Genomic DNA, 25,012 nt, shown 5'->3' with positions numbered 1-25,012 from the left:
AATACGTTCCCCGCACTACGCCTTATATCTTTTGACCGTAAGCCAAATCTCCAGCATCGCCTATTCCGGGTATGATGTAACCTCTTGCATTCAATTCCGCGTCTATAGCTGAAATCCATAAATGGGTGTTTTCAGGAAATACATTTTGCACGTACTCAATACCAGCCTGTGCCCCTATAACGGAAACAATATGAATTTGAGAAGGCGTACCATGTTTTTTAAGCGATTTTAGTACATTTTCCAAAGTGCGTCCGGTAGCCAACATTGGGTCTGTAAGTACTAGAATTTTACCGTCCAAAGAAGGTGCAGCAAAATAATTTACGATAACTTCAAAGGCATCCTCGTCTCCCTTGTGATGCCTATAAGCAGATATAAAGGCATTTTCCGCCTCATCAAAATAATTTAACAGTCCTTGGTGTAATGGCAATCCAGCACGTAAAATGGAACACAACACTATTTTATCCGTTGGTAGAGACATTTCTTTAGTACCTAGAGGAGTGGTTACCTTACTACTTTCATACTGAAACGATTTACTCATTTCATAACCCAGTACTTCCCCAATACGCTCAACATTCCGTCTGAAGCGCATCGCATCTTTTTGGATGTTTACATCTCTAATTTCAGCGATAAATTTGTTCATGAGCGAATTGCTTTCGCCAAGGTTATGGACTGTCATAGAATGAATATCTGATTTGAATTATGGTTATATTTTATAACAAGAATATGTTACTTTTTAAATATGCTCAAAAGGTACATCTAAATCGTAAACCGAGAAAAATATAACAATAAAAAAAGGGTCTTGTAGATTACAAAACCCTTTTTTCAATAATCTAAAAACAGATTCTGAAGAACTACCTATTTACTAATTATCTGTATTATACAATTGCTACCAATACAATTATTTATCACTGTAAAATTCAATACTCCACATACCTCGCACTTGATTTACATCATAGCCAACTGCCATATCATTGGGGTATAGTTTGTTCAAGGCCGCCATGGTTTCTGGCAATACTTGTTTATTTGGTGTGCCATGACATTGTAAACAAAGTGCGTTGGTTGTAATTGGGTAATAAAAAGACACTTCGCCGTCTTTGGTTTCAACAACAGGTTCAATTTCATCACCAGATGCTACAACTTCTTTAAACCAGTCTATATACTCCAATTCCTTGGGTGTGGCTTTATTTTTAGGATTTCTTAATTTATCTGAAACTCTTTTAATGACAGCATTTTTCATCAAAGAAACGCTATCCGTAATTTGCATAGCTTCAAGATTGCAAAATCCAATAGCCCCAACAGTTCCTTTTTCCTGAATAGCTTTTGTAAGACTTTTACCTAGTGCTTTCTTAGCCTCTTTCGCATAGGCCATGCCTATGGTTCCATACACTTTTTCCGGTCCTGGGCTTCCATAACAGTTACAGTCTTCCAAACCAGTCCCTTCCTTATACGAAGATTTAAAATATTCCTCAAAACCTTCTGGACGTTCCAATTCATTGTTGTAGATGTAATCTGCGATCTTGATTAAAGCATCCTCACGATTGGGCAAATATGGCATAGGCCCAAACTCTTTGTGTGCTGCAGGTATCTTGGTTTCTGTTTCCGGGTCGTTTATCCACTTTATCAAAGCCTCCGTAAATTCCTGCTGAGAAACAGTAGAGTCTATATAATGCCTTTTAATTGCCTCCATAGGTGGCGCAAACCTATCAGCCATTTTGGCCTTAGGATTATGGCACAAATAACATTCCCGCTCCATAATTACTTTTCCAGGGTGCGGTTCTTGGGTTTCAGTATTTTGAATTACTTCAATATTTTGGGCAGATTCAATTTTAGCCTTCTGATTTTCTTTGCAACTAGAAAAGAAAATGACAATCAGTAAAAAGATAGAGTATTTTTTCATTTTTGGTAGGATTGGATACGATTGAATCGAATTAAGAATTCGACTTTACAATTTGTACGATATCATTTTTTTGTAAAACACCCGATTGTCTCCAAACTTGCTTTCCGTTCTTAAACAAAATCATTGTGGGTACACCACGCACATTATACGTGCCCGCTAGCGGCTGGTTCTTATCTACATCAATTTTTACAATCTTAACACCTTCCCCCAACTCATCTTTAACCTGTTTTAAAATAGGTGCCAACATTTTACAAGGACCACACCAATCTGCAAAAAAATCTACAAGCACCGGTGTGTCAGATTTTATAATCTCGCTAAAACTACTTTTCATTTCTATTAATTTGATTTTTAAAAGTACTAAAAATTGACGTTGCCAAAACTGACGAATGTCATGGTTTTTTATATTATTCTCAATTAGTTTTATGTAAGAATCTAAAATTACATAGGCGTTCATGTAATATCAATATTTACAGGAACTGGTCAACTATAAAAATAACAATGATGAAAAATATATTGGTTGCTACGGACTTTTCCAACAATGCATATTGTGCTTTATTTTATGCTACCCGCTTATTAGTATCAACTAAATGCACCTTTTATCTACTAAATGTCTATGACAACCTTAGTCCTGTTGATGGGGCTAACGAGTTCTTAGTAGGTAAAAAACTTCTTGATGAACTAGCTACCACATCCAATGAAAAAATGAAGTCTCTGGAACATAGAATTATATTGGATAATGAGAATTCCCTACACAAGTTCGAGACCATTTCAAAGAAGGGTAATTTGGTAAAAACCATACACCAGATGCTCAACGCCTTTGAGATTGATTTAGTAGTTATGGGCAGTAAAGGCTATACGGGAGCAAAAGAAATTTTCTTCGGAAGTAATACCATACGAGTGGCAAATACCATAACCCAATGCCCTGTTCTGACCATTCCTAAGCAGCTTGAATTTCAGAAACCAAAAGACATTGCTTTTGTAACGGATTATAAGAAGGGATGCACAAAAAAAACCACTGCACCACTTTTGTTTCTTGCTAATCTACTGGGCGCCAAAGTTAAGGTCATGCATATTAACGAAGAGGAAGATTTGAGTAAAGAACAAGAATCTCACAGAGAAATGCTGGAGCTTTGCCTTAAAAACACACCTCATAGTTTTCACTGGGAACAGGCCTTTGCAGATAAAGCAACGGTTATAGATGATTTTTTGAATAACTCAGCCATAGACCTGTTTGCCATGGTACATTACAAACACAATTTTTTTGAGCGCATTATGAACGAACCAGTGGTAAAAAATGTAAGCATGTACTCTAGTATTCCTTTTCTAATATTACCTTTTAAAGGCTGATTATAATCATAGGGAATAACGTACATACGATTTAATTTTACGAAAACAACTTAAGTAGTAATATCATGTACAAAAGAATATTGGTGCCCACAGATTTTTCCAAGAATGCGCTCAATGCAGTGCGATATGCACTTGACCTGTACGCAAAACTAAATTGCGAATTTTATTTTTTGAATGTTTTTAAGCTAGAAAACTACACTACTGATACGCTCATTATACCCGAACCGGGCAGCGCGGAGTTTGAGGTTGCAAAAGCCAAATCAGAAGAAAATTTCGTAAAATTATTAGATATGCTTGCGCTACATCATGACAACCCAAAACATATCTATCACACCATACCTACTTACACCTTTTTATCTGCTGCATTAAAACAGACAATCACTAATAAGGATATTGATTTAGTGGTAATGGGAACCAAGGGTGCTTCTGGTGCAAAAGGCGTTATTTTTGGTAGCAATACGGTAAAAACTATGGAAATTGTCTCTGAATGTCCTGTTTTAGCGGTGCCTAAGGAGGTACGTTTCACTTCTCCAAAAGAAATTGTTTTCCCAACAGATTTTAAATCGGTCTTTAAAAGAAGGGAGTTAAGATACCTCATTGAAATTGCAAAAATGCATGAAGCAACCATTAGGGTACTTCATATTTCAAAAAAACCATTTCTAAAACCTGAGCAAGAAGAAAACAAACAATTACTAAGAGATATTTTAGATGAAGTTGCCCACAGTTTTCATACCCTGACCGAAAAAGATGTAGCAGATGGAATAACTTCTTTTGTGGAAAGTAGAGATAGTGATATGATTGCTTTTATTAACCATAGACACTTTTTCTTTGAAAGTATTTTTTCCAGACCCTTAGTAAAAGAAATAGGTTATGATGCTACCGTTCCTATTTTGGCATTGCATTAAAAGAACCTAACAATGAATTAAATTGGAACTTGGGTAAAGAAGAATACTTACAGAACCACTATTTTTTTAATATCTCAACCGTGGTCTTTCTATAATAAAAAGCTTCTCAATATCTCCGTATAAGTTTTATAAAAAACATTCATGGACGCACTACTCAATTTTCTAAAGGACCCACTAGCCGCAAAGGTTTTAAAACTTTTGTTATGGATTATCTTTATTGTTTTCTCCATTGGCTTTCTAAGGAAGCTGCTTAAAAAACGTATTAGTGATGTAACCATTAGGTACAAGGCCCAAAAGGGTGTTGAGCTGGTAGGTTACTTTTTGATTTTCTTTTTAATATTGATTTCTTTTACCGTAAAAAGTATAGCGGACTATACAATCATTATTGGCCTATTTACCGCAGGAATTACCTTTACGTTACAAGAGCTCATTTTAAGTATAACAGGCTCATTTTACATCTTTTTTGTCCGTGTATATAAACCTGGTGATAGAATTGAGATTAACGGTATAAAAGGCGATGTAATTGATATTGATAGTATTTACACGACCCTTATGGAATTGGGAGAATGGGTAAGTAGCGATAACTATTCTGGGCGAATTGTAAAAATCAGTAATTCTTTTGTTTTTAAAGGTCCCATTAAAAACTACTCCATGGATTTTCCCTTTCTATGGGATGAGCTAAATATTATGATTACCTATGAGTCTAATATTGCATTAGCGAAAAAAATTATATTGGATGATGCCACAGATCTACTTTCTGAATACACCAAAAACTCATTGACAAAATGGAAAGAAATGGTCGCCCATTATTATATTGAAGACGCTACTCTAGAACCAACCGTAGCACTAAAAATTACCGATAATTGGATTGAAATTAACCTAAGGTATATAACGGATTATAAACGACGACGCATTACAAAGAATCAACTTTTTGAGCGTATTCAACAATCAATATTCGCCTCTAACGGCAAAGTTGTGTTAGCCTCTACTACGCTACAATTACTAAAAATTCCAGACGTAAATGTTCAGGTAAAGAGCTCAGTGTAAAATAGATTTCATCCCCCTTTAATAACTCAACTTATGAAAAAGGAAATCGATATAATAAAATCATCAGGTGTAAAAGCCCATTTTTCTATGGATAAGCTTCGCAACTCCCTAAAACATACTGGGGCAAATCATGAGTTGGTTGAGCATATTGTCGATCAAGTACGCGATGAACTTTATGAAGGCATATCTACCAATGAAATTTACAACAGGGCGTTTGCTTTGTTGAAAAAAAAGAAATCGGTCTTTGCATCTAAATACAAATTGAAAAAAGCCATTTATGAGTTGGGTCCAACAGGCTTTCCTTTTGAACGTTTTATAGGAGCATTATTGACCTACTCCGGCTTTGAAACCCAAGTAGATGTTATATTGAACGGGAATTGTGTTACACATGAAATTGATGTGATAGCCGAAAAAAACAACCTTGTTACCATTATCGAATGTAAGTTTCATAGCGAGGAAGGACGCAATTGTAATGTAAAAATACCGCTCTATATACACTCCCGTTACAATGATGTTAAAGCACATTGGGAAAGCAAGAAAAGTGAAACCAAATCGCTAAGTGACGGTTGGGTGGTAACCAATACACGTTTCACCTCAGATGCCTTGAAATACGGTAAATGTGCCAGTTTATATCTTTTAAGTTGGGATTATCCATTAAATGATGGTATTAAAGACCGCATAGATAGACTGGGGCTTTATCCCATTACGGTTTCCACCATTCTAACCAATCGCGAAAAAAAATTCTTACTCAACAGGGATGTAGTGCTCTGCCGGCAGCTCTGGAAAGAGAAATTTTTATTGGACCATTTGGGCGTATCCAACACGCGTAAGGTAAAAATACTTAGCGAAATAGAACAACTCTGTAATCCTTAGAACTATGAACAAAGTAAAGATTCACTTTTTAGGCGCATCGGGTACGGTAACGGGATCTAAATTTTATTTAGAAACACCAGAACTCAATCTCATGGTAGATTGTGGTATGTACCAAGGATTGAAAGAATTACGAAAATTGAACTGGGAACCATTACCAATAGATTCCTCAAAAATTGATGTGGTACTGTTAACGCACGGACATTTAGACCATACAGGATATCTTCCGCGATTGGTAATGGAGGGATTTCACGGAAAAATTATAGGTACGCCCCCAACTTTGGCCATAACCCAGATTATACTTTTAGATAGCGCAAAAATTCACGAAGAAGAAGCAGAGCGAGCCAATAAGGAAGGCTATAGCAAACACACTCCCGCCAAACCATTTTATACGATTACAGAAGCAGAGCGGGCTATAAGTTTATTTTCCGCAGAAGAAAAAGACAAGTGGATCAAACTTTCTGAAAACATACGATTTAAGTTTAGATATAACGGCCATATTATTGGTGCCACATTCATTGAATTAGAAATTTTTGGTAAGCTATTTGTTTTCTCAGGGGATGTAGGTCGTGAACATGACCCGTTGTTAGTGCCCCCAGAGCACCCTAAATGGGCAGATTATCTTTTTGTTGAAAGTACCTATGGAAACAAATTACATCCTGAAGAAGATGTAGAAGAAATTTTAGTCAGGCTAGTAAAAGAAACCCTTAACCAGAGAGGAAATCTAATTATTCCCTCCTTTGCTGTAGAGCGTTTACAGTCGCTCATGTACCTATTATGGCAGCTCTTCAAAAAGAATAGAATACCCAATATTCCAATTTTTATCGATAGTCCTATGGGCAATAACGTTTTAAACGTTTTTGAACGTTTTCCAGAATGGCACAAACTATCCAGTAAGGAATACCAAGCTATGTGCACACATTTTAATATTATAAGTTCGTATGCGGATACTTGGAAAACAATTGACGACCCCAGACCAAAAATTGTCATAGCGGGCAGCGGCATGGTTACAGGTGGAAGAGTACTTACCTATCTAAAACAGTTCATGGGGCGTTCTACTACCACCATACTTATGGTAGGGCACCAAGCAGAAGGCACAAGGGGAAAACAGCTTCTAGATGGTGCATATGAGCTAAAGCTATTTGGAAAATATTATCCCATAAAATCAAAAATACATCACCTAGAAAGTTTATCCGGTCATGCGGATCAAAAAGAACTCCTTCATTGGATGAAAGATATAAAAAACGTACCCGAAGAAGTATTTCTTATTCATGGTGAACCTTCTTCCCTAGATGCTTTCCGTGTTAAGATTAAAGACATTTACAATTGGCGGGTACATATTCCAAAACTAAACGAGACCAAAGAAATTTTGTTATAATTCATCTACCTGACACAGGTCATTGTCTAAGGTCTCCGTAGGTTTTAATTTTAGGAAATATATCAGGAATAATGGTGAAAAAATTTAAAATAGAAAATTTAAGCTGGACAAGGCGAAAAAAAGAAAGTGAGCTTTACAAAGAGATTCAGCAATGGAAATCAAATCTTCGTTTTTTAGACAATGAAGTTGTTTTCCTAGAAAGGTTATTGGACTCTTATGTATTTGAACCGGATACTCCTGCCCTTTTTGAATGGTTAGAAAATCACAAAAGACGCTTACGGAAAGTTAGAAATGCCAAAAAAGAAACCCTTGCTAAAATACGGGAACATCAACAAATGTTGGCGGGTATTTTGGAATGCAGCGCCAGTAAATGCGATGAGAATTTTTACAAACTTCATGCAAGTTTACAAAATAAGGTAAAAACATACGTTAAAGAATTTGGTGCCTTAAAATCTGACATATTCAATTATGCAGGTACCGTATTGAAAAAAAGAAAACCCTAAAACCGGTTTCGATTTATCTTTGATGCGTCAATAAATGACAATAATCATCAAAAACTGCTCCTATAACCATTATCTTGCAATTAACTCTTATGCGCCACTCGTTCAATGTAAAACTGTATTAAGAGTTGAATAATTGAAGAAAAAAAGGTTATGAAAAAATTCTTGGTATTATGCGTATTCCTTGCATTTGGTTGCTCTTCAACCAGTTTGGTAGAGAATTGGAAAAATCCTGATATTGTTTTATTCGATGCCCAGAAAGTACTTATTGTTGGCATGACCCAAAACCAAGAGGCAAGGGAAAGCTTTGAGTCTAAACTGCAGAAAGAATTTACTAAAAGAAATGTGGAGTCCATGCAGAGTCTAGATGTTTTTGATGTTTCATTTACGGATTCCAGAAAAACCGAGAAAGAACTAGATGCCGTAGAAGAAAGCCTCTTAGATAAGGGGTTTGATGCCATTTTATTTACTAAAATCACAGGTTCTGAAAACCGTGAAAGCTTTTTGGATGCCATATCCAAATTGGATAATTACAAAGGTGGGTTCAATGAAGATTATCTGGAAAATCAGGATATTTATTACGATGACACTTACTACGACGATTTTAACCTATACCATGCAGAAACTACGCTCTATTGTATCTGCGCCGGTAAAGACCGTTCTATGATTTGGAGAGGCAGTATAGATATAACAGACCCCAAGAATATTGAAAAAGCTGTAGATGACTATATACAGTTGGTGGTTGGTGCTATGGAAGAGCAAGACCTAATCTTTAGAAAAGAAAAATAGGGTTCTAAATTAGTCCTTTTAAATACATTTTATCACTTGTAAATCTTTTGTTTTAGTTCTCCATATCCATTTCTATTCGGACGGTAATCGCTATTTTTAGCCTTCGCAGCTATATGAACATCGTTATTAACTCCAGAACCCATGGAAGATTTAAAGCTAAAGATAAATCCAGAAGTAGAGGCGGTTTTCAATAGGTACCCGGATTCCGTGCGCAACCAAATGTTAGCATTACGGGATTTGGTTTTAGAAACAGCCAAGAACATTGAAAGTATTTCCCAGTTAGAGGAAACCTTAAAATGGGGAGAACCCAGTTACCTTACTAAAATAGGAAGTACCATAAGAATGGATTGGAAAGCAAAGTCTCCAAACCAATATGCACTCTATTTTAAATGCACAAGTAGACTAGTTGAAACTTTTAAAACGGTCTTTAAGGATACCTTTGAGTTTGAAGGAAAGAGAGCTATAGTTTTTAAACTGGATAGTAAAATTCCTGCCGAAGAGCTTACCTATTGTATTAAAGCTGCATTAACTTACCACAAAGTAAAACACCTGCCTACCCTAGGGATTTAAGCAAACAATAATCGCTTTTTTCTAAAATCGCCAATTACACTAACCTATTACCATTATGAAAAAATTATTTTTTTTCTTGTTTCTTTTATTGAATGGCAGCTTTCTTTCTGCACAAGAAATTTTTCAAAAAAACAGAGCAATTATATTGACGGATATAGAAGCAGACCCTGATGATACGCAATCATTAGTGCGCCTACTCCTATATTCCAATGAGATTGATATTAAGGGTATTGTAGCAACTACTTCTTGTTGGCTTAAAGATTCCGTTCACCCAGAATCTATTCATAAAATACTCAATGCTTATGCAGAAGTGCAGCCAAACTTAAAGCTTCATAACTCCCAATTTCCCGATGCTCAAAGCCTAGCTGATGTAGTAGAAATGGGTCTGCCCGTTTATGGTATGCTCGGAGTTGGGGAAGGGCAAGATTCCAAAGGTTCAAAATTAATTATTGATACGCTTGAGGAAGAAGATGAACGCCCATTATGGATTTCCGTATGGGGTGGTTCCAACACATTGGCTCAAGCTTTGTTTAAAATCAGGAATACAAAAACAGAAGATGAACAAAAGCTGCTTATTTCTAAATTACGCGTTTACGCCATTTCCGATCAGGATGATAGTGGTATTTGGATAAGAAACAATTTTCCCGATCTTTTTTATGTTGTGAGCCCTGGTGACGATTATAGCAACGCCACGTGGAATGGTATGATGACCATTATTGAAAATATAGACAATTCAAAAATTAGTAATTCTTGGATTGCAGAAAATATTCAACAAGCCCATGGACCGCTAGGTACATCATATCCGGATGTAGCATGGGGCATTGAAGGCGATACTCCTGCATTTTTATCCCTCATACCAAACGGATTGAATTTTCCAGAACATCCTAACTGGGGTGGATGGGGCGGTAGGTATGAATTTTACAAACCTTTCTTTTCCGGTCGAAAAAAAGGAAACTCCGGTGTTCCATTTGAAGTTGAAAGGAGAAAAATATGGACAAATGCCGAGGATAAATACAGTCCGTATTTAGCAAATGATTATGGTAGATCAGTAAGATTAGACACCACTGCGTTCAAAGGCGATAAAGTATCTCTCTGGCGTTGGAGAGATGATTTTCAGAATGACTTTGCCGCTCGTATGGATTGGTGTACGAAACGTTATTCCGAAGCAAATCATGCTCCGGTTATCCTTTTGAAACACAAAGCTCAATTAACCGTTGCATCAGGTGAAAAACTCACTTTGGATGCTTTTGACAGTTATGATCCGGATGGGGATCACTTAAGTTTTTTTTGGTTTGATTATCCGGAAGCAGGCACTTATAAAAATCCTATTGAAATTGAAGGTACACAAAATGCACATTTAGCTCATATAAATGCCCCAAGAGTAAAAGAAGAAACAAGTTTTCATGTGATACTTAAAGTGACCGATAAAGGAACTCCTGCACTATGCAGCTATAAGCGGATTGTTGTGACAGTTAAACCTTAACAAGAAATAAAATTGATGTAACAGAATTCTATTTTGTTATTAAATGATTTGGGAAGTTCTCTACCCTTTCGCAACAAATTTGTTCCATAACCTGTTGTAGTTCCGTTTTTAGTAAAGAAATGGTATGGTTTCCTCCATTATTTCCCAAAGCGCTTACACCGTACATAAACGAGCGACCCATAAAAGTGAATTTGGCGCCACTGGCTAATGTACGGGCTACATCCGGCCCCGAGCGAATACCGCTATCCATCATTACCGTAAGTTGATCTCCATATTTTTCGGCAATTCTAGATAAAGGTCTTATGGTAGATTCGCCTGCATCTAACTGTCTTCCCCCATGATTGGAAACAATTACCCCATCTATTCCCAATCGTATCGCTTTTTCCGCATCAGCTTCATTGGCTACCCCTTTAAGTACCAATTTTCCTTGCCACATATCGCGAATAGGCTTGATTTTTTCTTCGTTCAATCGACCCGAAAACGTTTGGTCCATGAACTTGCCCAATTGTTTTAAATCCAGCCCCTTGGGCATATAGGGTTTTAAAGTCTCAAAATTGGGCTGTCCGTGAATTAGCGTTTTCAATGCCCATTCTGGTTTTCCCATAATCTGAAGAATATTTTTTACAGACATTTTTGGAGGCATCGCCAATCCGTTTCTAATGTCTCGTGGTCTAAAACCGAATGTGGGTACATCACACAGAATAACTAAAACCGGGCATTCCGCAGCCGCTGCCCTTTTTATAATATCATCACGCAACTTATTTTCCGTAGGATGATATAATTGAAACCAAGCATTCCCCTCTGTAATTTCGGAAATACGTTCTATACTGCTTGTACTTACCGTACTTAATACAAAGGGAATATTATGTTTAAAAGCAGCTTTGGCCAATATTTCAGGCGCATTGGGCCACATAAGACCCTGCAGACCCACAGGTGCAATGCCAAAAGGAGCATCATAAATATGGCCAAAAAGTTCGGTTTTCATTTCCGAATTTGTATGCTTACTGAGGTAATACGGTAACAATTCCACATCCCTAATTTCAGAAGTATTCTTATGCAGGTTTACATCTTCATTACAACCGCCATCCAAATACTCAAAAGCGAACTTCGGAATCTTTCGCATTGCCTTATATCGCAAATCATCTACGGAAGGATACCGTGAATCAAACCCTTTTGCTATTTTTTTTCCCATGATAATTATTATAATTTGAACAGCATGCCAGTTTTTGCATTACCGTGAAACCTTGAAATCAAATTTTTATTCTAAACCATACTTTTTATAAGCCCGATGACCGTAAAAAGCCACGACAAAAAAGCAAAGCATAGGTAGTATAAAAGAGAAGTTTACTTCTGGTACACCAAGTATGACAACATCACTGTAACCAGAACCTCCAATATCTAATATTAGCCCCTGTAACATAGGCATAAATGCCCCACCAACAATAGCCATGACCAAAAATGCCGAAGCCGATTTAGCATCATCGCCCAAGCCCGTTAGTGCAATTCCGTAAATGGTAGGGAACATCAAAGACATACAAAAGGAAACCATAACCAATGAATACAATCCTACTTCACCTTGTATAAAAATAGTTCCCGCACAAAAGCCAACTGCCGTGATAGAGAGTATCATTAACAGTTTTCCGGAATTGATGAATTTAAGCAGGTATGTACACAAAAACCGATTCAGAAGAAAAATCAGCAGTGCGGCATAGGCATAGTTTACGGCATCCGTATTGTTAATACCAATGTTCTCTGCATATTGGTAAATGTACGTCCAACACATAATTTGTGCACCCACGTAGAACATCTGAGTAATCATACCCCCTACAAAACGTTCTTTTTTAAATATTCGTTTTATAGACTCTCCTAACCCAACCACTTGGTTTTCCTTCTTGCCTTCTGGCATTTTTACTATGGCAATGATAACGAACATAAAAATAACGAACAGCCCCAAGCCCACGTATGGATTCCGGATTACCATTAAATCGGATGTTTTTACGGCTGCCTTTGCCGATTCTGACAATGTATTATAAATGTACGAACCGTCTTCCGAAACATCATCCGACTGCAATGCGCCTAGTATAAAAAATTGAGCTACGAATAAACCCGAAAGCGCACCTAGTGGATTAAAAGCTTGCGCCAAATTTAAACGTAAAGTCGCCGTTTCTTCATCGCCCATGGCCAGAATATAGGGGTTGGCAGTGGTTTCTAAGAATGCTAGCCCAAAAGTTAAAACGTACAATGCCAATAAAAAGAATACGTAATTCTCCATGGCTGCTGCAGGGTAGAACATAAGTGCACCAACTGCATATAAACCCAGTCCAACCAAAATACCGACTTTGTAACTAAATTTCTTCACCACATAAGCCGCAGGCAGAGCCATAGTAAAATAGCCTCCGTAGAAAGCCGCTTGCACCCAAGATGCCTGAGTATTGTTCAGTTCTAAAATTCGTTTAAAAGCTGCCACCATGGGGTTGGTAATGTCATTGGCAAACCCCCAAAGGGCAAACAAGGAAGTAATCAATAAAAAAGGTACTAGTAATTCCCTAGGAACTACGGCTGGTTTTTGGTCGTTTTTCATGGTTTTTATTCGGCTGTAATTGCTCGGTCTAAATGGGTATATCCTCCATCAACAAAAATTAATTGCCCTGTAGTGTGGCTCGAAACATCGGATAATAAGAAAACCACGGTATTCGCAATTTCCGAAGCTTCCGTCATTCGGTTTCCCAAAGGAATATTGTCCGTAATGGATTTCAATTTTTTCTCCGGTTCCGAAAAAGTATTGATCCATCTTTCGTACAATGGCGTATAACATTCCGCCACTATTACAGCATTCACCCTGATCTCATAAGGTAAAAGTTCCGCAGCCCATTCTCTGGTGAGTGCATTTCTTCCTCCGTTGGAAGCTGCATAGCCCGATGTTCCACCTTGCCCGGTAAATGATGTTTTTGAGCCAATATTTACGATTGCCCCTTTATTCCTTTTCAGCTCAGGAAGTACATACTGCGCCATTAAATAGTAATGGACCAAACTCTTATGTAGCGAGGCCATAAAATCTTTATAATTACCATTTTCCAAACCAACACCATCATTGACCCCCGCATTATTTACAAGTCCATCAATCCTTCCGAATCTTAAAATGACCTGTTCTACGGCCACTTTACATTGTTCTGGATCCGTTAACTCTGCAAAGGCAAAACCCACTTGCCCACCGGTTTTTTCAATCTCTTTGGCCACCCCAATAATATTCGGTTTGTTTCTACCTATTATATAAGGAATTGCTCCCTCTTTGGATAGAATCTGACTTATAGCCAGACCAATTCCCTTTGAACCGCCGGTTACAATAATGACTTTGTCCTTTAAGTTTAGATCCATATATTCTCTATTTATTGATATGCTTTTATGTTTTGTTTAGAGGTTCCCAACCCTTCAATACCAAGCTCTACAACATCACCTGCCTTTAGGTATTTAGGCGGATTGAAACCCAAACCGACACCAGAAGGTGTTCCCGTTGAAATAATATCGCCTGGCAATAAAGTCATAAACTGACTAATGTAACTTACTACTTCTTGTACGTTGAAAATAAAATCTGAAGTATTGCTGTCTTGAATCTTTTCTCCATTTAATTTTAACCATAGATCCAAATTATTTGGGTCTTTAATTTCATCTGCAGAGACAATAAAAGGTCCTATAGGCGCAAAAGTATCGCATCCTTTTCCCTTGCACCATTGGCCTTCTTTTTCTATCTGAAAAGCACGCTCACTATAATCGTTATGCAAGACATAACCGGCTACATGGTCTAATGCATCTTTTTCTTCTACATAAGAGGCCTTCTTACCAATAACAACGGCAAGCTCTACTTCCCAATCCGATTTTTCACTGTTTTTAGGAATGATAACATCATCATTTGGTCCAACAATAGCAGAAGTAGCTTTAAAGAAAAGTACGGGCTCTTTTGGAATAGCCATACCACTTTCCGCTGCATGCTTGGCATAGTTTAAGCCTACACATACAATTTTTGAAGGGCGTACCAATGGTGAACCTAAACGCACAGCATCAGAAACCACCGGGCAATTTCTTTCGTTCTTTTCTAACCAATCGCTCAATTCTTGTATGCCATTAGTTCCAAAAAACGCTTCATTATAATCTGCTGAAACAAATTCAGAAACATCCAACCGTGTGCCGTTATCTAATTGCACTCCTGGTTTTTCTTCACCTATACTTCCAAATCTTATTAATTTCATCTTTATTCTTTATGTTGATATGTGTCTATTTTCCTTTGAAAGGATATATTTTATGAACCGTTTAAGGTAACGAAACCACCATCTATAGGGAAATTGGTTCCCGTAATAAATGACGCTTCTTCCGAGCAAAGGTATACCGCCAAATTAGCGACTTCCTCCGGTTTTCCCATTCGGCCGATTGGCTGCGTTTTTGATAACTTTTCAAAAATCTCCTTTTCCCTACCGGGATAGTTTTTATTTATGAACCCGTCTACAAAAGGGGTGTGCACCCTACCTGGGGAAATACAATTGCACCGAATACCATCTGCCAAATAATCTTTGGCCACGGAATACGTCATAGTTAATACCGCCCCCTTGGTCATGGAATAGGCAAACCTATCATTAATCCCCACGGAGGAAGCAATTGAAGCCATATTTACAATCACTCCACTAGACTTTTTTAATGATTCTATACTTGCGTACATGCAGTTATAGACACCCTTGATATTTACGTCATACAAGCGGTCTAAGTCCTCTTCTTTACAATTTTCCAAATTTCCAATATGCGCAATACCAGCATTATTGATTAAAATATCAATAGAACCTTTTGTCTTTATTTCTTCAAATGCCGCAATAACTTCACTTTGAACAGCCACATTACAACAGTATACAAAAGCACTACTACCCATACTTTCTATTTGAGTAACCGTATCCTCAGCAATCTCCTTGTTTAACTCCAAAATATGAACAATAGCTCCTTGCTCCGCTAGCGCCAAGCAAATGGCTTTCCCAATACCACTACCGCCACCGGTAACCACAGCCGACTTATTTTCTAAACTAAATTTCATAGGTTATTTATAATGTTGTATTTAATTCCTTCTCCCAATAACTCCCATTAGGAAAACTGTATTCCGCAAGAGATTCCGGTTTCATTGTGATGCTGTACCCAGCCATACTAGGTGGCATATACGCTCCATTTTTGATAACCACGGGATCAAAAAAATGTTCATGTAAATGATCTACATATTCAATAATACGGTTTTCCAAAGAGGCACTAATAGCAATATAATCGATCATTGATAAATGTTGTACATATTCACAAAGTCCAACTCCACCGGCATGTGGGCAAACCGGTATATTAAATTTTGCCGCCATGAATAGAATGGCCAATATTTCATTGACGCCCCCTACCCTACAACTATCTATCTGGCATATTTCTATGGCATTGGCCTGCATCAACTGTTTGAACATTACCCTGTTCTGGCAGTGTTCTCCCGTAGCTACTTTAATTGGCGCTACCGCCTTGGCTATCTTGGCATGACCTAAAATATCATCTGGACTTGTGGGCTCTTCAATCCAATACGGATTGAACTTTTTCAGTTCCGCCATATTCTCAATGGCTTCATCTACATCCCATTTTTGATTCGCATCCATCATCAACCGAAGATCATCTCCAATTTCCTCACGAATAATCGCTGCTCGGCGCATATCATCTTGCAAGTCGGACCCTACCTTAATTTTCATATGGTCAAATCCGGCAGCTTTTGCCTCCCTACAAAGCCTTCTCATCTTATCATCCGAATACCCCAACCAACCGGCCGAAGTCGTATACGCTGGATAGCCATCTTGCTTTAGTTTAGCAATACGTTCTTGTTTTGAACTTTCTTTTTCCTTTAACATCGCCAGTGCTTCTTCAGGCGTAACGGCATCTGTTATGTATGTAAAATCAACACAACGCACCAGTTCTTCAGGAGTCATATCGGCCAACAACTTCCATAAAGGTTTGCCTTCTGCTTTAGCATACAAATCCCAAACCGCATTAACCATAGCACCTGTTGCCAAATGAATAACTCCTTTTTCAGGACCTAACCAACGTAACTGACTATCTCCTGTAATCATTTTCCAAAAGGCACCCATATCTGCCGTAAAGCTTTCCAGTGTTTTCCCAACCAATAACGGGGCTAAGGATTGGATTGCTGCGGCACATAATTCATTACCCCTACCAATTGTAAATGTTAATCCGTGACCTTCTAGTCCTTGCGGGGAATTAGTCTTAAGAATAACATAGGCCGCAGAATAATCCGGATCGGGATTCATAGCATCCGAACCATCTAAGGACTTACTCGTTGGAAAACGAACGTCTTTTATCTCAACATTCGTGATTGTCGTTGTTTTGGACATCATCAAAAATTTTGATAAAAATAGTATCACCCTTAATTATAAACCACCAATAGAAATACCAATATCGATACTTTTTTTGCCCAATAAGTAATATTAGCCCCTTAATTGGTGCTTTTTCAGATAAAATGAAGGTGCCATTTTATGAATAGTCCTAAACTGCCTATTAAAATTGGAAATATTATTAAATCCTGATAAGTAGGCAATGGACGTGATGCTTTCTTTGTTCTCCAAAAGTAGTCTACAGGCGTAACCTACCTTTATTTCATTAAGATATCTGGTAAAAGATTTTCTATTTACTTTTTTAAAGTACCTGCTGAATGCAGATTTATTCATACCTGTCATTTCCGCTACATCACTGGCGCTAATTCCATCATTAAAATTCTCGAATACATAGGCATATATCTTATCCATACGAGAATTATCGGTCTGTTGAAAATCATTTACATAGGTAGCGCTAGACAATAATTCGTAGTCTTCCTGCTTAGATAAAGAAACTAAAATCTCAATTGTCTTAAATATTCGAGTAGTGGAATCGTAATTGATCAAATTCATTATTCTTTCAACACATTCTTTATTTAAAGCGTTAAATTTTATACCTCTATTTGCCCTGTTTAAAAGATTGGACAATTGTTTCATTTCCGGGATATCAAAAAATCCCTCCCCCAAAAAATCTCGAGTAAAATGAATGGCAAAAGCTTCGGCCTCAAGTGTGCTGTCCGGTTCAAAATAAGCCTCATCATTCAACCACATATGAGGCACATTTTTGCCTATAAGAACTACTTCCCCTTCTTGAAACTTTTCAATACTATCCCCAATAAAACGTGTTCCTGTACTCTTTAAAATAATGACCAGCTCAATTTCCGGATGATAGTGCCATACCCTTAAGAAATTTGGATATAAGTTATGGTTAATCGAAAATGATCGATCAGATACAGAAGTCCTATCCAATAATTGAAGTTTCATATACCACTATTTTAATATAGAATGAGGCTCCTATTTTATCTACTGATGCTAAACTACTCACAACATAAAACCCAAACAAATATGAAAAACGTGAACAAGATACCGTTATACTATTCTCATTTCTGCTTGTTTTAATGTTGATTTTAGTTAAAATTTTATAATTCTATTATCTGCCCATCCAGCCTCCGTCAACTAACATAACGGTACCTGTCATATAATTTGATGCTTGTGATGCCAAAAACACAATGGGGCCTTTAAAATCTTCAGGTTCGCCCCATCTTCCGGCCGGAATTCGCCCTAAAATGGATGTACTACGGTCTTCGTCTTTTCGTAAAGCTTCCGTATTATCCGTAGAAATATAGCCTGGAGCAATGGCATTTACCTCTACTCCTTTAGATGCCCATTCGTTAGATAATGCCATAGTTAACTGACCTATCGCTCCTTTTGAAGCGGCATAGCCTGGCACGGTAATACCTCCTTGAAACGTCAATAAAGAAGCGGTGAAAATGATTTTTCCGTTCCCTCTTTTCACCATTTCTTTTCCTATTTCCCTAGAAAGTATGAATTGAGCATTTTGGTTTACTTCAATTACCTTATCCCAATACTCATCACTATGTTCGGTTGCCGGTTGTCTTAAAATAGTACCTGCGTTGTTTACCAAGATATCTATCTTAGGATTTTCACTTTTTACTTTTTTAATAAAAGCATACAAAGCTTTTCTATCACTAAAATCGCACTGATAGGCTTTAAAGCTTTTCCCCAACTCGGTTATGCGATTTTCAATTTTTGAACCTGAAAGCTCCAATGAAGCGGAAACCCCAATAATATCCGCTCCGGCTTCCGCCAAAGCTTCCGCCATGGCAAAACCGATTCCACGTTTACACCCTGTTACCAAAGCTGTTTTTCCTTTTAAACTGAATTTATCCAATATCATAATTTGTTCTAACTATCGTTTTTAAAAAATTTAAAGTACGCCTTGTAAAGGTTCGCCATCCATATCTGTAAATGCCTTGTTTTCTCCTGCCATTCCCCAAATAAATCTGTAATTACTGGTACCCGAACCTGAGTGAATAGACCATGGTGGAGAAACTACCGCTTCAAAATTTTTCATAGCAATGTGGCGTGTTTCCTGTGGCTGCCCCATATAATGCATTACAATATTATCACCAGGAATATCAAAATAGAAATAAACTTCCATTCTACGCTCATGCGTGTGCGGTGGAAATGTGTTCCAAACGCTTCCTTTTTTCAATTCGGTATACCCCATTACCAACTGACAGCTCTGAATTCCGTCTTCATGAATGTACTGATATAATGTTCTTTCGTTACTAGTTTCAACAGCACCTAATTCCACTATATTAGCATCTGAACGGGTTGCTTTTTTGGTTGGATACTCTTTGTGTGCGGGAGCGGAATTCAAATAAAATTGCGCCGCCTCGGAATTGTCCGTACTCGCAAAACTTATCTCTTTTGAACCTTTACCCACATATAGAGCTTCTAAATTTTCCAATTCAAAAACCTCACCGTCTACGGTAACTGTTCCCTTTCCTCCAACGTTGATAACACCCAATTCTCTTCTCTGTAAAAAATAATCGGCTTTCAACTCATCATAACTTTCCAATTGAAGGCTTTTTGATTTTGGGAATGCCGTTCCGTACATAAAACGGTCATAATGGGTATATATCATGGTAATCACATCTTCTCCCATAAGGTCTGAGCTGTGAAACTCTTTTCGTATTCTTTGTGTGTCATATAATTTGGCATCATCCGGATGCACAGCGTACTTAACTTCCATTTTCTGATTTTTTGATTTAATTATTTTGTTATTATTTTTTGTAACTCTTCTAATGTCTTCCCTTTTGTTTCCGGCATCATGAAAATGACGAACAACAGCTGTAGTACCATCATACCGCTGAAAAAGAAAAATACAATACCAGGGTTTGATAAACTACCCAAGGCAATAGGCATGATGAGGGTTATCAATGCAGCGAGTACCCAATGGGTAGAGGTACCGAAAGACTGCCCTTGAGCCCGTAATTTTGTGGGGAATATCTCGGATATAAATACCCAGATTACCGCACCCTGCCCAATGGCATGCGAGGCAATGAACATGAAAAGGAAAATTGGCACCATCATTCCTTCCCAATCTAACATAAAGGCCAAACCGACCATAGTTAAGGAAATAATATACCCAATAGAACCGATGTACATTAATACTTTACGCCCTACTTTGTCTATTAAATAAAGTCCCAATAAAGTAAATACCAAATTTGTAACGCCTATACCAATACTACTCAGCAAAGCCGAATTTTCTCCCAAACCTGCAGAACTGAAGATCCGAGGTGCGTAGTATAGAAAGGCGTTAATACCGGATAATTGATTGAAAAAGGCAATCAAAAATGCCAGCATTAAAGGGAATTTGTATTTTTTAACAAACAATGCGGATTTCTCGGTTTGTTCAGCTTTCAACTCATGAATGACCGATTCATCCAACTCGGTACCCGTGAGGTCCAATTGAATCCTTTTCGCCTCTTCCAAATCATTTTTCTTCTCTAGCAACCATCTAGGGCTTTTAGGAACCCCCAACATAGCCAAAGTGTAAATTAATGCCGGTAGCGCTTCAATACCGATCATCCAACGCCAAGGTTCCGAACCAAAATCCTTCAACAAGAAGTTAGAGATAAATGCAATCAGAATTCCGAAAACGATGTTGAACTGATACAAGGCTACCAGACGGCCACGACTATTTGCCGGTGCTATTTCCGACACGTAGGTAGGTGCTGCAACTGTAGATGCTCCTACCCCTAACCCTCCTAAAAACCGAAAGAACGAAAACAGATACGGATCAGTGGCCAAACCTGAACCTAAGGCGGACACGAGATACAAAACACCAATCCACAACAGTGTATTTTTTCGGCCTATTTTATCACAGGGAATGTAGGCAAAAATAGCTCCTAAAACCGTTCCCCAAAGTGCCATAGACATAATAAAGGTGCCATGAAAAAGGTCCGAAGTACCCCATAAAGCCTGTAATTGTTGGTCCGCTCCCGAAATCACAACGGTATCAAAACCGAATAAGAATCCCGCTAGGGCCACTACAAAAGAGGTAAAAAGCAACTTAGTTTTCATAGCGCTTTATTTAGATTTTTTAACTGAAACAGACAATGAACTAGACAAAACCTGAGACTGTTGTTTCAGTATATTTTCCCAATCTTCTAAAGAACTAACTTGTCCACTTTTGTCCCAAGCGAAACCTGCATAATACGTCAGTTTTTTTTGAGGTTTGGTTATAATTAAAAGGTTGCTCTGATCTACAGCATCGGATTTGTAGATTATGGCATTTTGTACTATTGTAGGGTCTAAAACAATACCCTCTCCTACTTTTGAGCTATCTATAGTTTCCCAATGACGGAACCACCCCTCTTCTTTGTTTATAGCGGCATCACCTTCATTTTTGTGCAACGTAATACCCACCGTGTAATTTGGAACCTCTTTTTCCGAAGAAAGAGCGATATCGAACTTAGAAAAATTAGAACCTAAATCGAGGGTGATTCGTTTGGTCTCCTTTACTCCATATGCACTCCACGGGGCATAGTCCAGCTCAAAAACCGTTCGCAAAGGCCCGTCTGCCAATGTTCTAGAAACCGTAAAATTGTTGGAAACCAAAAGGCTGTCGTTTTCCCATATACCGATACCACCGGTACCACGGCTTTCACCCACATGGTACGGGTCATACCCCTCACCGCGATCTTTATGATAAGCACCAGGTTTACCTTCGTGTGCCTTATACCAATTATTTATGACGGCCTTATCGGTACGTTTTAACCATAAGTCAATTCCACTGGAAAGCGTACTTCCCGGAACACCTGCCAAAGCTTCTTTTTCGCCTGTTGGCCCATATGTCCTGAAAGCAACCTTATCATTCTCCCATGTATAATCATCCGTTCTTTCAGGTACGAGACGCGAATAGGCTATTACATCGCTTTCTTCAGAAGCTTTTGTACTATCGACTAAAATGAGATATTCAGAACTGGCATTAGCCGCTACATTTGCCTGAAATAGTAACTCGTCATTTGTTCCATCTTGGTCATTATCTATCCATTGCGTACGCAGGTAATCTTGGGCTCCAATTTCTTGAACACGAAGGTGTTTCTCTTCATTATTCTCAAGAACTCCGGATAAATCTTCAATGTGCACGCCCACGACTTCATTTCTAGGAAAATCAAGATTATTTTTAACCGCCACAGAAACTGTTTCACTCTTGGCTACAGGTTCGCAAGCCACTATCAAACAGAGTGCTGATAGCTGAGCGAGTTTTAAAGGAATAGATAGGTTGCTTTTCATGGATTATATCTTAGTGTTACTATGCTATTTTTTATTCAAGACTATAGACCTTAAAATTATCTATGGTCATGTGATTATTAACCGTTCTAATACCGAAATATCCTGAGGAATATGCGTTTGGATCATTATACTCTATAATTAATTCCCCGTCTCGGTAGTACTGAATGATTCCGTTGTAGGCTATAATTTTTATCTGGGTCAACGTATTCGCCTCTATAAGATATTTCTCTTTTGACAAATCATATTTTGGCAACAACGGCCGTTCACCATCTCCACTATACCTACGGAAACGGGTTTTGGTATTATCGTGGCCACCAACCCCCATATAGTACAATCTAAGATGGTCATAGTTTGAAAATTTGCCCCCACGTTCTGCAGAATTAGCAAAAAGATTATCCGGATTCTCTAAATCTTTTGCCATCCAAAAGCAGTTTAGATCTGATACACGATCCTGTGGTCCACCCTCATCTATAACATAAGCTTCATAGGTTATCATAAGCGGTCCTTGCAATTCTTTCATCAACCAAACAGTACAACCGGCAATATCCGTAATTTCCATCTTTCCATCTTTTAGGCCTACTGTGCCTCCCGGCATTTGCTCTACCTTCCAGTTTTCCATCCCCAATTCAAAAGAATCCAAATACACTAAACTTGCATTTGCTGTATATGTATCATTAATTTTAACCTGTTCTTCTTGTGCAATTACCGCGCTTGAAATTACCCATACTATTAGTACGGTAGCTACTAATTTGTTTTTAATTCTTTGCTTCATTTTTGTTTTATGTGATCTTGATATTTTTCTGCTTTGCCAATTATAGCCCCGTAAATTAAGTTAAATCTATGGCCCAAAGTAGAAAAATCAATTTCAATTCACTCAATTTTTTTTGACTAACAAAATAGGCATCTAGAGTTTCATTTGTATCTAATGTAAACCACATCTGTCCTATAATTATGCTGTTCTATTTTGACTCCTTTAAACTTTATTGTCTTTTCAATTGATAAAAACTGTACTCATCTAATAGAAAACACAAATGCCTTGTTACCCATTTTGGCTAACATTTTATCCTTTAATTGTTTGACAACCTCTGGGTTTTCCTTTGAAATATTAAATTGCTCCCCTTCAGGCGTTCGGTGATCATATAATTCAACGTCGCCACTCTTATGCTGTACAAACCGGTATTTATCAGTTCTAATTGTTGTTGCATGAGATTTAAAGGCAACTGCATCATGCCCTTCTGCATCGGCATTTTCTACAATAGCTTTTAAAGATGTGCCTTGTGCAAAATCAGGAATTTGCAAGGTGGTCATTTCACATAAGGTAGGAAATACATCTACCGATTCTACTATGGCATCCGTCATCTGCCCTTTATCACCCATACTTGGGTCATATATAATTAAGGGTGATTTCAGCGACTCTTCAAATAGACTGTGCTTTCCCCAAATGGCATGTTCGCCCAAATGCCAACCGTGGTCTCCCCAAAGTACAATAATCGTATTTTTATCGGCACCGGTTTCTTTTAGTTTCTTCATTATATCGCCTACATGTTTATCAGCATAGCTCACACAAGCAGCATAATACTTTTTAAGTTTCAATGCGAAATCTTTATCCTCACGAGGGTCTTTATCCCAACGGTTATAGCTCATAAATTCTCCCGAACCATGCCAAGTGGTAATTCCCTCTGGCTTTTCTGGATGTAAGGCTGGAGGAATATCCGCATTCTCATAGCGGTCTAAATAGCGCTTTGGAACCCCGAATGGCAAGTGTGGTTTTATGAGTCCGATCGCTAAAAAGAAAGGTTTGTCACCTTTAGCCAATTCCTCTAACTGTCTCAAACCTTCTTCGGCAATATGCCCATCGGGATAGCTTTTATCGTTTGCATCAACTGTCTCTAGTACATCTCTATCAGTAGATGTGCGCACCTTTCCAAAAGATAATCCGTGCATGGCGCCTTTAGGGTTTTCCCATTCCGCAATGGGCATTAGATGTCTATCCCAAGCGTTGGGCATTTCGGGAATGTTCTCGTCATCCCAATTCTCACCACCTCTTCCTCCCGGGTGATGTGATACCTTCCCTACGGAAACCGTAGTGTACCCATTGCTTCGAAACCACTCTGGCATACTAGCAGCTATACTTGCACTCTTATCTTGAGTTGCTTCCGCTCTTTTGAATAATGATTGATTATATTCCCCTCTATATTCCAACCCATATTGTCCGGTCAAAAAAGCATAACGTGAAGGCCCACAACTAGGAGAATTTACATAATGACGACTAAACCCACGCCCTACAGATGCTAGGCTATCAATATTTGGAGAATGGACATAATTTGCCCCGAACGAATTGAGTTCTGGTCTAAGGTCATCTACGCAAATAATAAGTACGTTTTTTTGCTGGGCAATTATAACATTGCCAACCATACACATTAAAGTAAAAAACGTAATTATTTCTTTTCGCATTGAGCTGTTAGTTTAGATTTTAATAGGAACGCTATTTTTTATTTTAAAACAGGATGATAAT

The 25,012-nt window shown here is 38.0% G+C and carries 25 protein-coding genes; 9 read left to right on the top strand and 16 right to left on the bottom strand.

Going from position 1 to position 25,012, the window contains the following annotated elements; genetic code table 11:
* Nucleotides 1-22 precede the first annotated feature (22 nt).
* The 3 genes from upp to trxA all read right to left on the bottom strand — a co-directional run bounded on the left by upp (nucleotide 23) and on the right by trxA (nucleotide 2,228).
* On the bottom strand, nucleotides 23-676 hold the full coding sequence (upp, locus tag KO521_RS01685; protein ID WP_215938173.1) for a uracil phosphoribosyltransferase: 654 nt from the start codon (nucleotides 674-676) through the stop codon (nucleotides 23-25).
* Nucleotides 677-898: 222 nt separating this feature from the next.
* Entirely contained in the window at nucleotides 899-1,897 is a 999-nt protein-coding gene (locus KO521_RS01680) for a Tll0287-like domain-containing protein (protein WP_215938172.1), read from the bottom strand.
* A gap of 31 nt (nucleotides 1,898-1,928) precedes the next feature.
* Entirely contained in the window at nucleotides 1,929-2,228 is a 300-nt protein-coding gene (gene trxA, locus KO521_RS01675) for a thioredoxin (protein ID WP_215938567.1), read from the bottom strand.
* Nucleotides 2,229-2,395: 167 nt separating this feature from the next.
* On the opposite strand from trxA, the gene KO521_RS01670 reads away from it, so the two are divergent.
* The 9 genes from KO521_RS01670 to KO521_RS01630 all read left to right on the top strand — a co-directional run bounded on the left by KO521_RS01670 (nucleotide 2,396) and on the right by KO521_RS01630 (nucleotide 10,786).
* Nucleotides 2,396-3,244 (top strand): universal stress protein, encoded by an 849-nt coding sequence (locus KO521_RS01670; protein WP_215938171.1) that lies wholly within the window; start codon nucleotides 2,396-2,398, stop codon nucleotides 3,242-3,244.
* A 65-nt stretch (nucleotides 3,245-3,309) separates the two neighbouring features.
* Entirely contained in the window at nucleotides 3,310-4,149 is an 840-nt protein-coding gene (locus KO521_RS01665; protein WP_215938170.1) for a universal stress protein, read from the top strand.
* Between the two features lie 141 nt (nucleotides 4,150-4,290).
* Nucleotides 4,291-5,196 (top strand): mechanosensitive ion channel family protein, encoded by a 906-nt coding sequence (locus KO521_RS01660; RefSeq protein WP_215938169.1) that lies wholly within the window; start codon nucleotides 4,291-4,293, stop codon nucleotides 5,194-5,196.
* Between the two features lie 33 nt (nucleotides 5,197-5,229).
* Nucleotides 5,230-6,069 carry an ATP cone domain-containing protein gene (locus KO521_RS01655; RefSeq protein ID WP_215938168.1) on the top strand — a complete coding sequence of 280 codons (840 nt, stop codon included), beginning with the start codon at nucleotides 5,230-5,232 and terminating at the stop codon, nucleotides 6,067-6,069.
* 4 nt (nucleotides 6,070-6,073) lie between these two features.
* Entirely contained in the window at nucleotides 6,074-7,444 is a 1,371-nt protein-coding gene (locus tag KO521_RS01650) for an MBL fold metallo-hydrolase RNA specificity domain-containing protein (RefSeq protein WP_215938167.1), read from the top strand.
* A gap of 71 nt (nucleotides 7,445-7,515) precedes the next feature.
* Nucleotides 7,516-7,947 carry a hypothetical protein gene (locus KO521_RS01645; protein WP_215938166.1) on the top strand — a complete coding sequence of 144 codons (432 nt, stop codon included), beginning with the start codon at nucleotides 7,516-7,518 and terminating at the stop codon, nucleotides 7,945-7,947.
* 150 nt (nucleotides 7,948-8,097) lie between these two features.
* Entirely contained in the window at nucleotides 8,098-8,733 is a 636-nt protein-coding gene (locus tag KO521_RS01640; protein ID WP_215938165.1) for a hypothetical protein, read from the top strand.
* A 141-nt stretch (nucleotides 8,734-8,874) separates the two neighbouring features.
* Complete coding sequence (locus tag KO521_RS01635) at nucleotides 8,875-9,303, top strand: DUF1801 domain-containing protein (RefSeq protein WP_215938164.1); 429 nt, start codon at nucleotides 8,875-8,877, stop codon at nucleotides 9,301-9,303.
* A 55-nt stretch (nucleotides 9,304-9,358) separates the two neighbouring features.
* Complete coding sequence (locus KO521_RS01630; protein ID WP_215938163.1) at nucleotides 9,359-10,786, top strand: DUF1593 domain-containing protein; 1,428 nt, start codon at nucleotides 9,359-9,361, stop codon at nucleotides 10,784-10,786.
* 28 nt (nucleotides 10,787-10,814) lie between these two features.
* On the opposite strand, the gene KO521_RS01625 is transcribed toward KO521_RS01630, so the two are convergent.
* From KO521_RS01625 to KO521_RS01565, 13 genes are all read right to left on the bottom strand, one after another.
* Nucleotides 10,815-11,978: an alpha-hydroxy acid oxidase gene (locus tag KO521_RS01625; protein WP_215938162.1), complete on the bottom strand. Its 1,164-nt coding sequence runs from the start codon at nucleotides 11,976-11,978 to the stop codon at nucleotides 10,815-10,817.
* Nucleotides 11,979-12,044: 66 nt separating this feature from the next.
* On the bottom strand, nucleotides 12,045-13,367 hold the full coding sequence (fucP, locus tag KO521_RS01620) for an L-fucose:H+ symporter permease (protein ID WP_215938161.1): 1,323 nt from the start codon (nucleotides 13,365-13,367) through the stop codon (nucleotides 12,045-12,047).
* Between the two features lie 5 nt (nucleotides 13,368-13,372).
* Nucleotides 13,373-14,161 carry an SDR family oxidoreductase gene (locus KO521_RS01615; RefSeq protein WP_215938160.1) on the bottom strand — a complete coding sequence of 263 codons (789 nt, stop codon included), beginning with the start codon at nucleotides 14,159-14,161 and terminating at the stop codon, nucleotides 13,373-13,375.
* Between the two features lie 11 nt (nucleotides 14,162-14,172).
* Nucleotides 14,173-15,030: a fumarylacetoacetate hydrolase family protein gene (locus KO521_RS01610; RefSeq protein ID WP_215938159.1), complete on the bottom strand. Its 858-nt coding sequence runs from the start codon at nucleotides 15,028-15,030 to the stop codon at nucleotides 14,173-14,175.
* Nucleotides 15,031-15,080: 50 nt separating this feature from the next.
* The gene (locus KO521_RS01605; RefSeq protein ID WP_215938158.1) at nucleotides 15,081-15,857 is read right to left on the bottom strand and encodes an SDR family NAD(P)-dependent oxidoreductase; all 777 of its coding nucleotides are present in this window, start codon (nucleotides 15,855-15,857) and stop codon (nucleotides 15,081-15,083) included.
* Between the two features lie 7 nt (nucleotides 15,858-15,864).
* Nucleotides 15,865-17,190, bottom strand: a complete 1,326-nt coding sequence (locus KO521_RS01600; protein WP_215938157.1) for an L-fuconate dehydratase — start codon at nucleotides 17,188-17,190, stop codon at nucleotides 15,865-15,867.
* A gap of 93 nt (nucleotides 17,191-17,283) precedes the next feature.
* The gene (locus KO521_RS01595; protein ID WP_215938156.1) at nucleotides 17,284-18,153 is read right to left on the bottom strand and encodes an AraC family transcriptional regulator; all 870 of its coding nucleotides are present in this window, start codon (nucleotides 18,151-18,153) and stop codon (nucleotides 17,284-17,286) included.
* 166 nt (nucleotides 18,154-18,319) lie between these two features.
* A complete protein-coding gene (locus KO521_RS01590) occupies nucleotides 18,320-19,084 on the bottom strand; it encodes an SDR family NAD(P)-dependent oxidoreductase (protein ID WP_215938566.1) in 765 nt (254 codons plus the stop codon).
* A gap of 33 nt (nucleotides 19,085-19,117) precedes the next feature.
* Nucleotides 19,118-19,948 (bottom strand): 5-dehydro-4-deoxy-D-glucuronate isomerase, encoded by an 831-nt coding sequence (gene kduI / locus KO521_RS01585; protein ID WP_215938155.1) that lies wholly within the window; start codon nucleotides 19,946-19,948, stop codon nucleotides 19,118-19,120.
* A gap of 20 nt (nucleotides 19,949-19,968) precedes the next feature.
* Entirely contained in the window at nucleotides 19,969-21,282 is a 1,314-nt protein-coding gene (locus KO521_RS01580) for a sugar porter family MFS transporter (protein ID WP_215938154.1), read from the bottom strand.
* A gap of 6 nt (nucleotides 21,283-21,288) precedes the next feature.
* Nucleotides 21,289-22,497 (bottom strand): DUF4861 family protein, encoded by a 1,209-nt coding sequence (locus KO521_RS01575; RefSeq protein ID WP_215938153.1) that lies wholly within the window; start codon nucleotides 22,495-22,497, stop codon nucleotides 21,289-21,291.
* A 31-nt stretch (nucleotides 22,498-22,528) separates the two neighbouring features.
* Nucleotides 22,529-23,269, bottom strand: a complete 741-nt coding sequence (locus KO521_RS01570; protein WP_215938152.1) for a DUF6250 domain-containing protein — start codon at nucleotides 23,267-23,269, stop codon at nucleotides 22,529-22,531.
* A 239-nt stretch (nucleotides 23,270-23,508) separates the two neighbouring features.
* Nucleotides 23,509-24,951, bottom strand: a complete 1,443-nt coding sequence (locus KO521_RS01565) for a sulfatase (protein WP_215938151.1) — start codon at nucleotides 24,949-24,951, stop codon at nucleotides 23,509-23,511.
* Nucleotides 24,952-25,012: the final 61 nt, after the last annotated feature.

This window comes from Zobellia uliginosa (assembly GCF_018860745.1).
Lineage (GTDB): Bacteria > Bacteroidota > Bacteroidia > Flavobacteriales > Flavobacteriaceae > Zobellia > Zobellia uliginosa_B.
The sequence above is the reverse complement of the archived record's forward strand: the minus strand, read 5'-3'. Positions and strand labels throughout refer to the sequence as shown.

Coding starts and splice junctions, on each gene's coding strand:
- upp (WP_215938173.1), bottom strand. CDS start 676: ATGACAGTCCATAACCTTGGCGAAAGCAATTCGCTCATGAACAAATTT.
- KO521_RS01680 (WP_215938172.1), bottom strand. CDS start 1,897: ATGAAAAAATACTCTATCTTTTTACTGATTGTCATTTTCTTTTCTAGT.
- trxA (WP_215938567.1), bottom strand. CDS start 2,228: ATGAAAAGTAGTTTTAGCGAGATTATAAAATCTGACACACCGGTGCTT.
- KO521_RS01670 (WP_215938171.1), top strand. CDS start 2,396: ATGATGAAAAATATATTGGTTGCTACGGACTTTTCCAACAATGCATAT.
- KO521_RS01665 (WP_215938170.1), top strand. CDS start 3,310: ATGTACAAAAGAATATTGGTGCCCACAGATTTTTCCAAGAATGCGCTC.
- KO521_RS01660 (WP_215938169.1), top strand. CDS start 4,291: ATGGACGCACTACTCAATTTTCTAAAGGACCCACTAGCCGCAAAGGTT.
- KO521_RS01655 (WP_215938168.1), top strand. CDS start 5,230: ATGAAAAAGGAAATCGATATAATAAAATCATCAGGTGTAAAAGCCCAT.
- KO521_RS01650 (WP_215938167.1), top strand. CDS start 6,074: ATGAACAAAGTAAAGATTCACTTTTTAGGCGCATCGGGTACGGTAACG.
- KO521_RS01645 (WP_215938166.1), top strand. CDS start 7,516: ATGGTGAAAAAATTTAAAATAGAAAATTTAAGCTGGACAAGGCGAAAA.
- KO521_RS01640 (WP_215938165.1), top strand. CDS start 8,098: ATGAAAAAATTCTTGGTATTATGCGTATTCCTTGCATTTGGTTGCTCT.
- KO521_RS01635 (WP_215938164.1), top strand. CDS start 8,875: ATGGAAGATTTAAAGCTAAAGATAAATCCAGAAGTAGAGGCGGTTTTC.
- KO521_RS01630 (WP_215938163.1), top strand. CDS start 9,359: ATGAAAAAATTATTTTTTTTCTTGTTTCTTTTATTGAATGGCAGCTTT.
- KO521_RS01625 (WP_215938162.1), bottom strand. CDS start 11,978: ATGGGAAAAAAAATAGCAAAAGGGTTTGATTCACGGTATCCTTCCGTA.
- fucP (WP_215938161.1), bottom strand. CDS start 13,367: ATGAAAAACGACCAAAAACCAGCCGTAGTTCCTAGGGAATTACTAGTA.
- KO521_RS01615 (WP_215938160.1), bottom strand. CDS start 14,161: ATGGATCTAAACTTAAAGGACAAAGTCATTATTGTAACCGGCGGTTCA.
- KO521_RS01610 (WP_215938159.1), bottom strand. CDS start 15,030: ATGAAATTAATAAGATTTGGAAGTATAGGTGAAGAAAAACCAGGAGTG.
- KO521_RS01605 (WP_215938158.1), bottom strand. CDS start 15,857: ATGAAATTTAGTTTAGAAAATAAGTCGGCTGTGGTTACCGGTGGCGGT.
- KO521_RS01600 (WP_215938157.1), bottom strand. CDS start 17,190: ATGTCCAAAACAACGACAATCACGAATGTTGAGATAAAAGACGTTCGT.
- KO521_RS01595 (WP_215938156.1), bottom strand. CDS start 18,153: ATGAAACTTCAATTATTGGATAGGACTTCTGTATCTGATCGATCATTT.
- kduI (WP_215938155.1), bottom strand. CDS start 19,948: ATGGAAGTTAAGTACGCTGTGCATCCGGATGATGCCAAATTATATGAC.
- KO521_RS01580 (WP_215938154.1), bottom strand. CDS start 21,282: ATGAAAACTAAGTTGCTTTTTACCTCTTTTGTAGTGGCCCTAGCGGGA.
- KO521_RS01575 (WP_215938153.1), bottom strand. CDS start 22,497: ATGAAAAGCAACCTATCTATTCCTTTAAAACTCGCTCAGCTATCAGCA.
- KO521_RS01570 (WP_215938152.1), bottom strand. CDS start 23,269: ATGAAGCAAAGAATTAAAAACAAATTAGTAGCTACCGTACTAATAGTA.
- KO521_RS01565 (WP_215938151.1), bottom strand. CDS start 24,951: ATGCGAAAAGAAATAATTACGTTTTTTACTTTAATGTGTATGGTTGGC.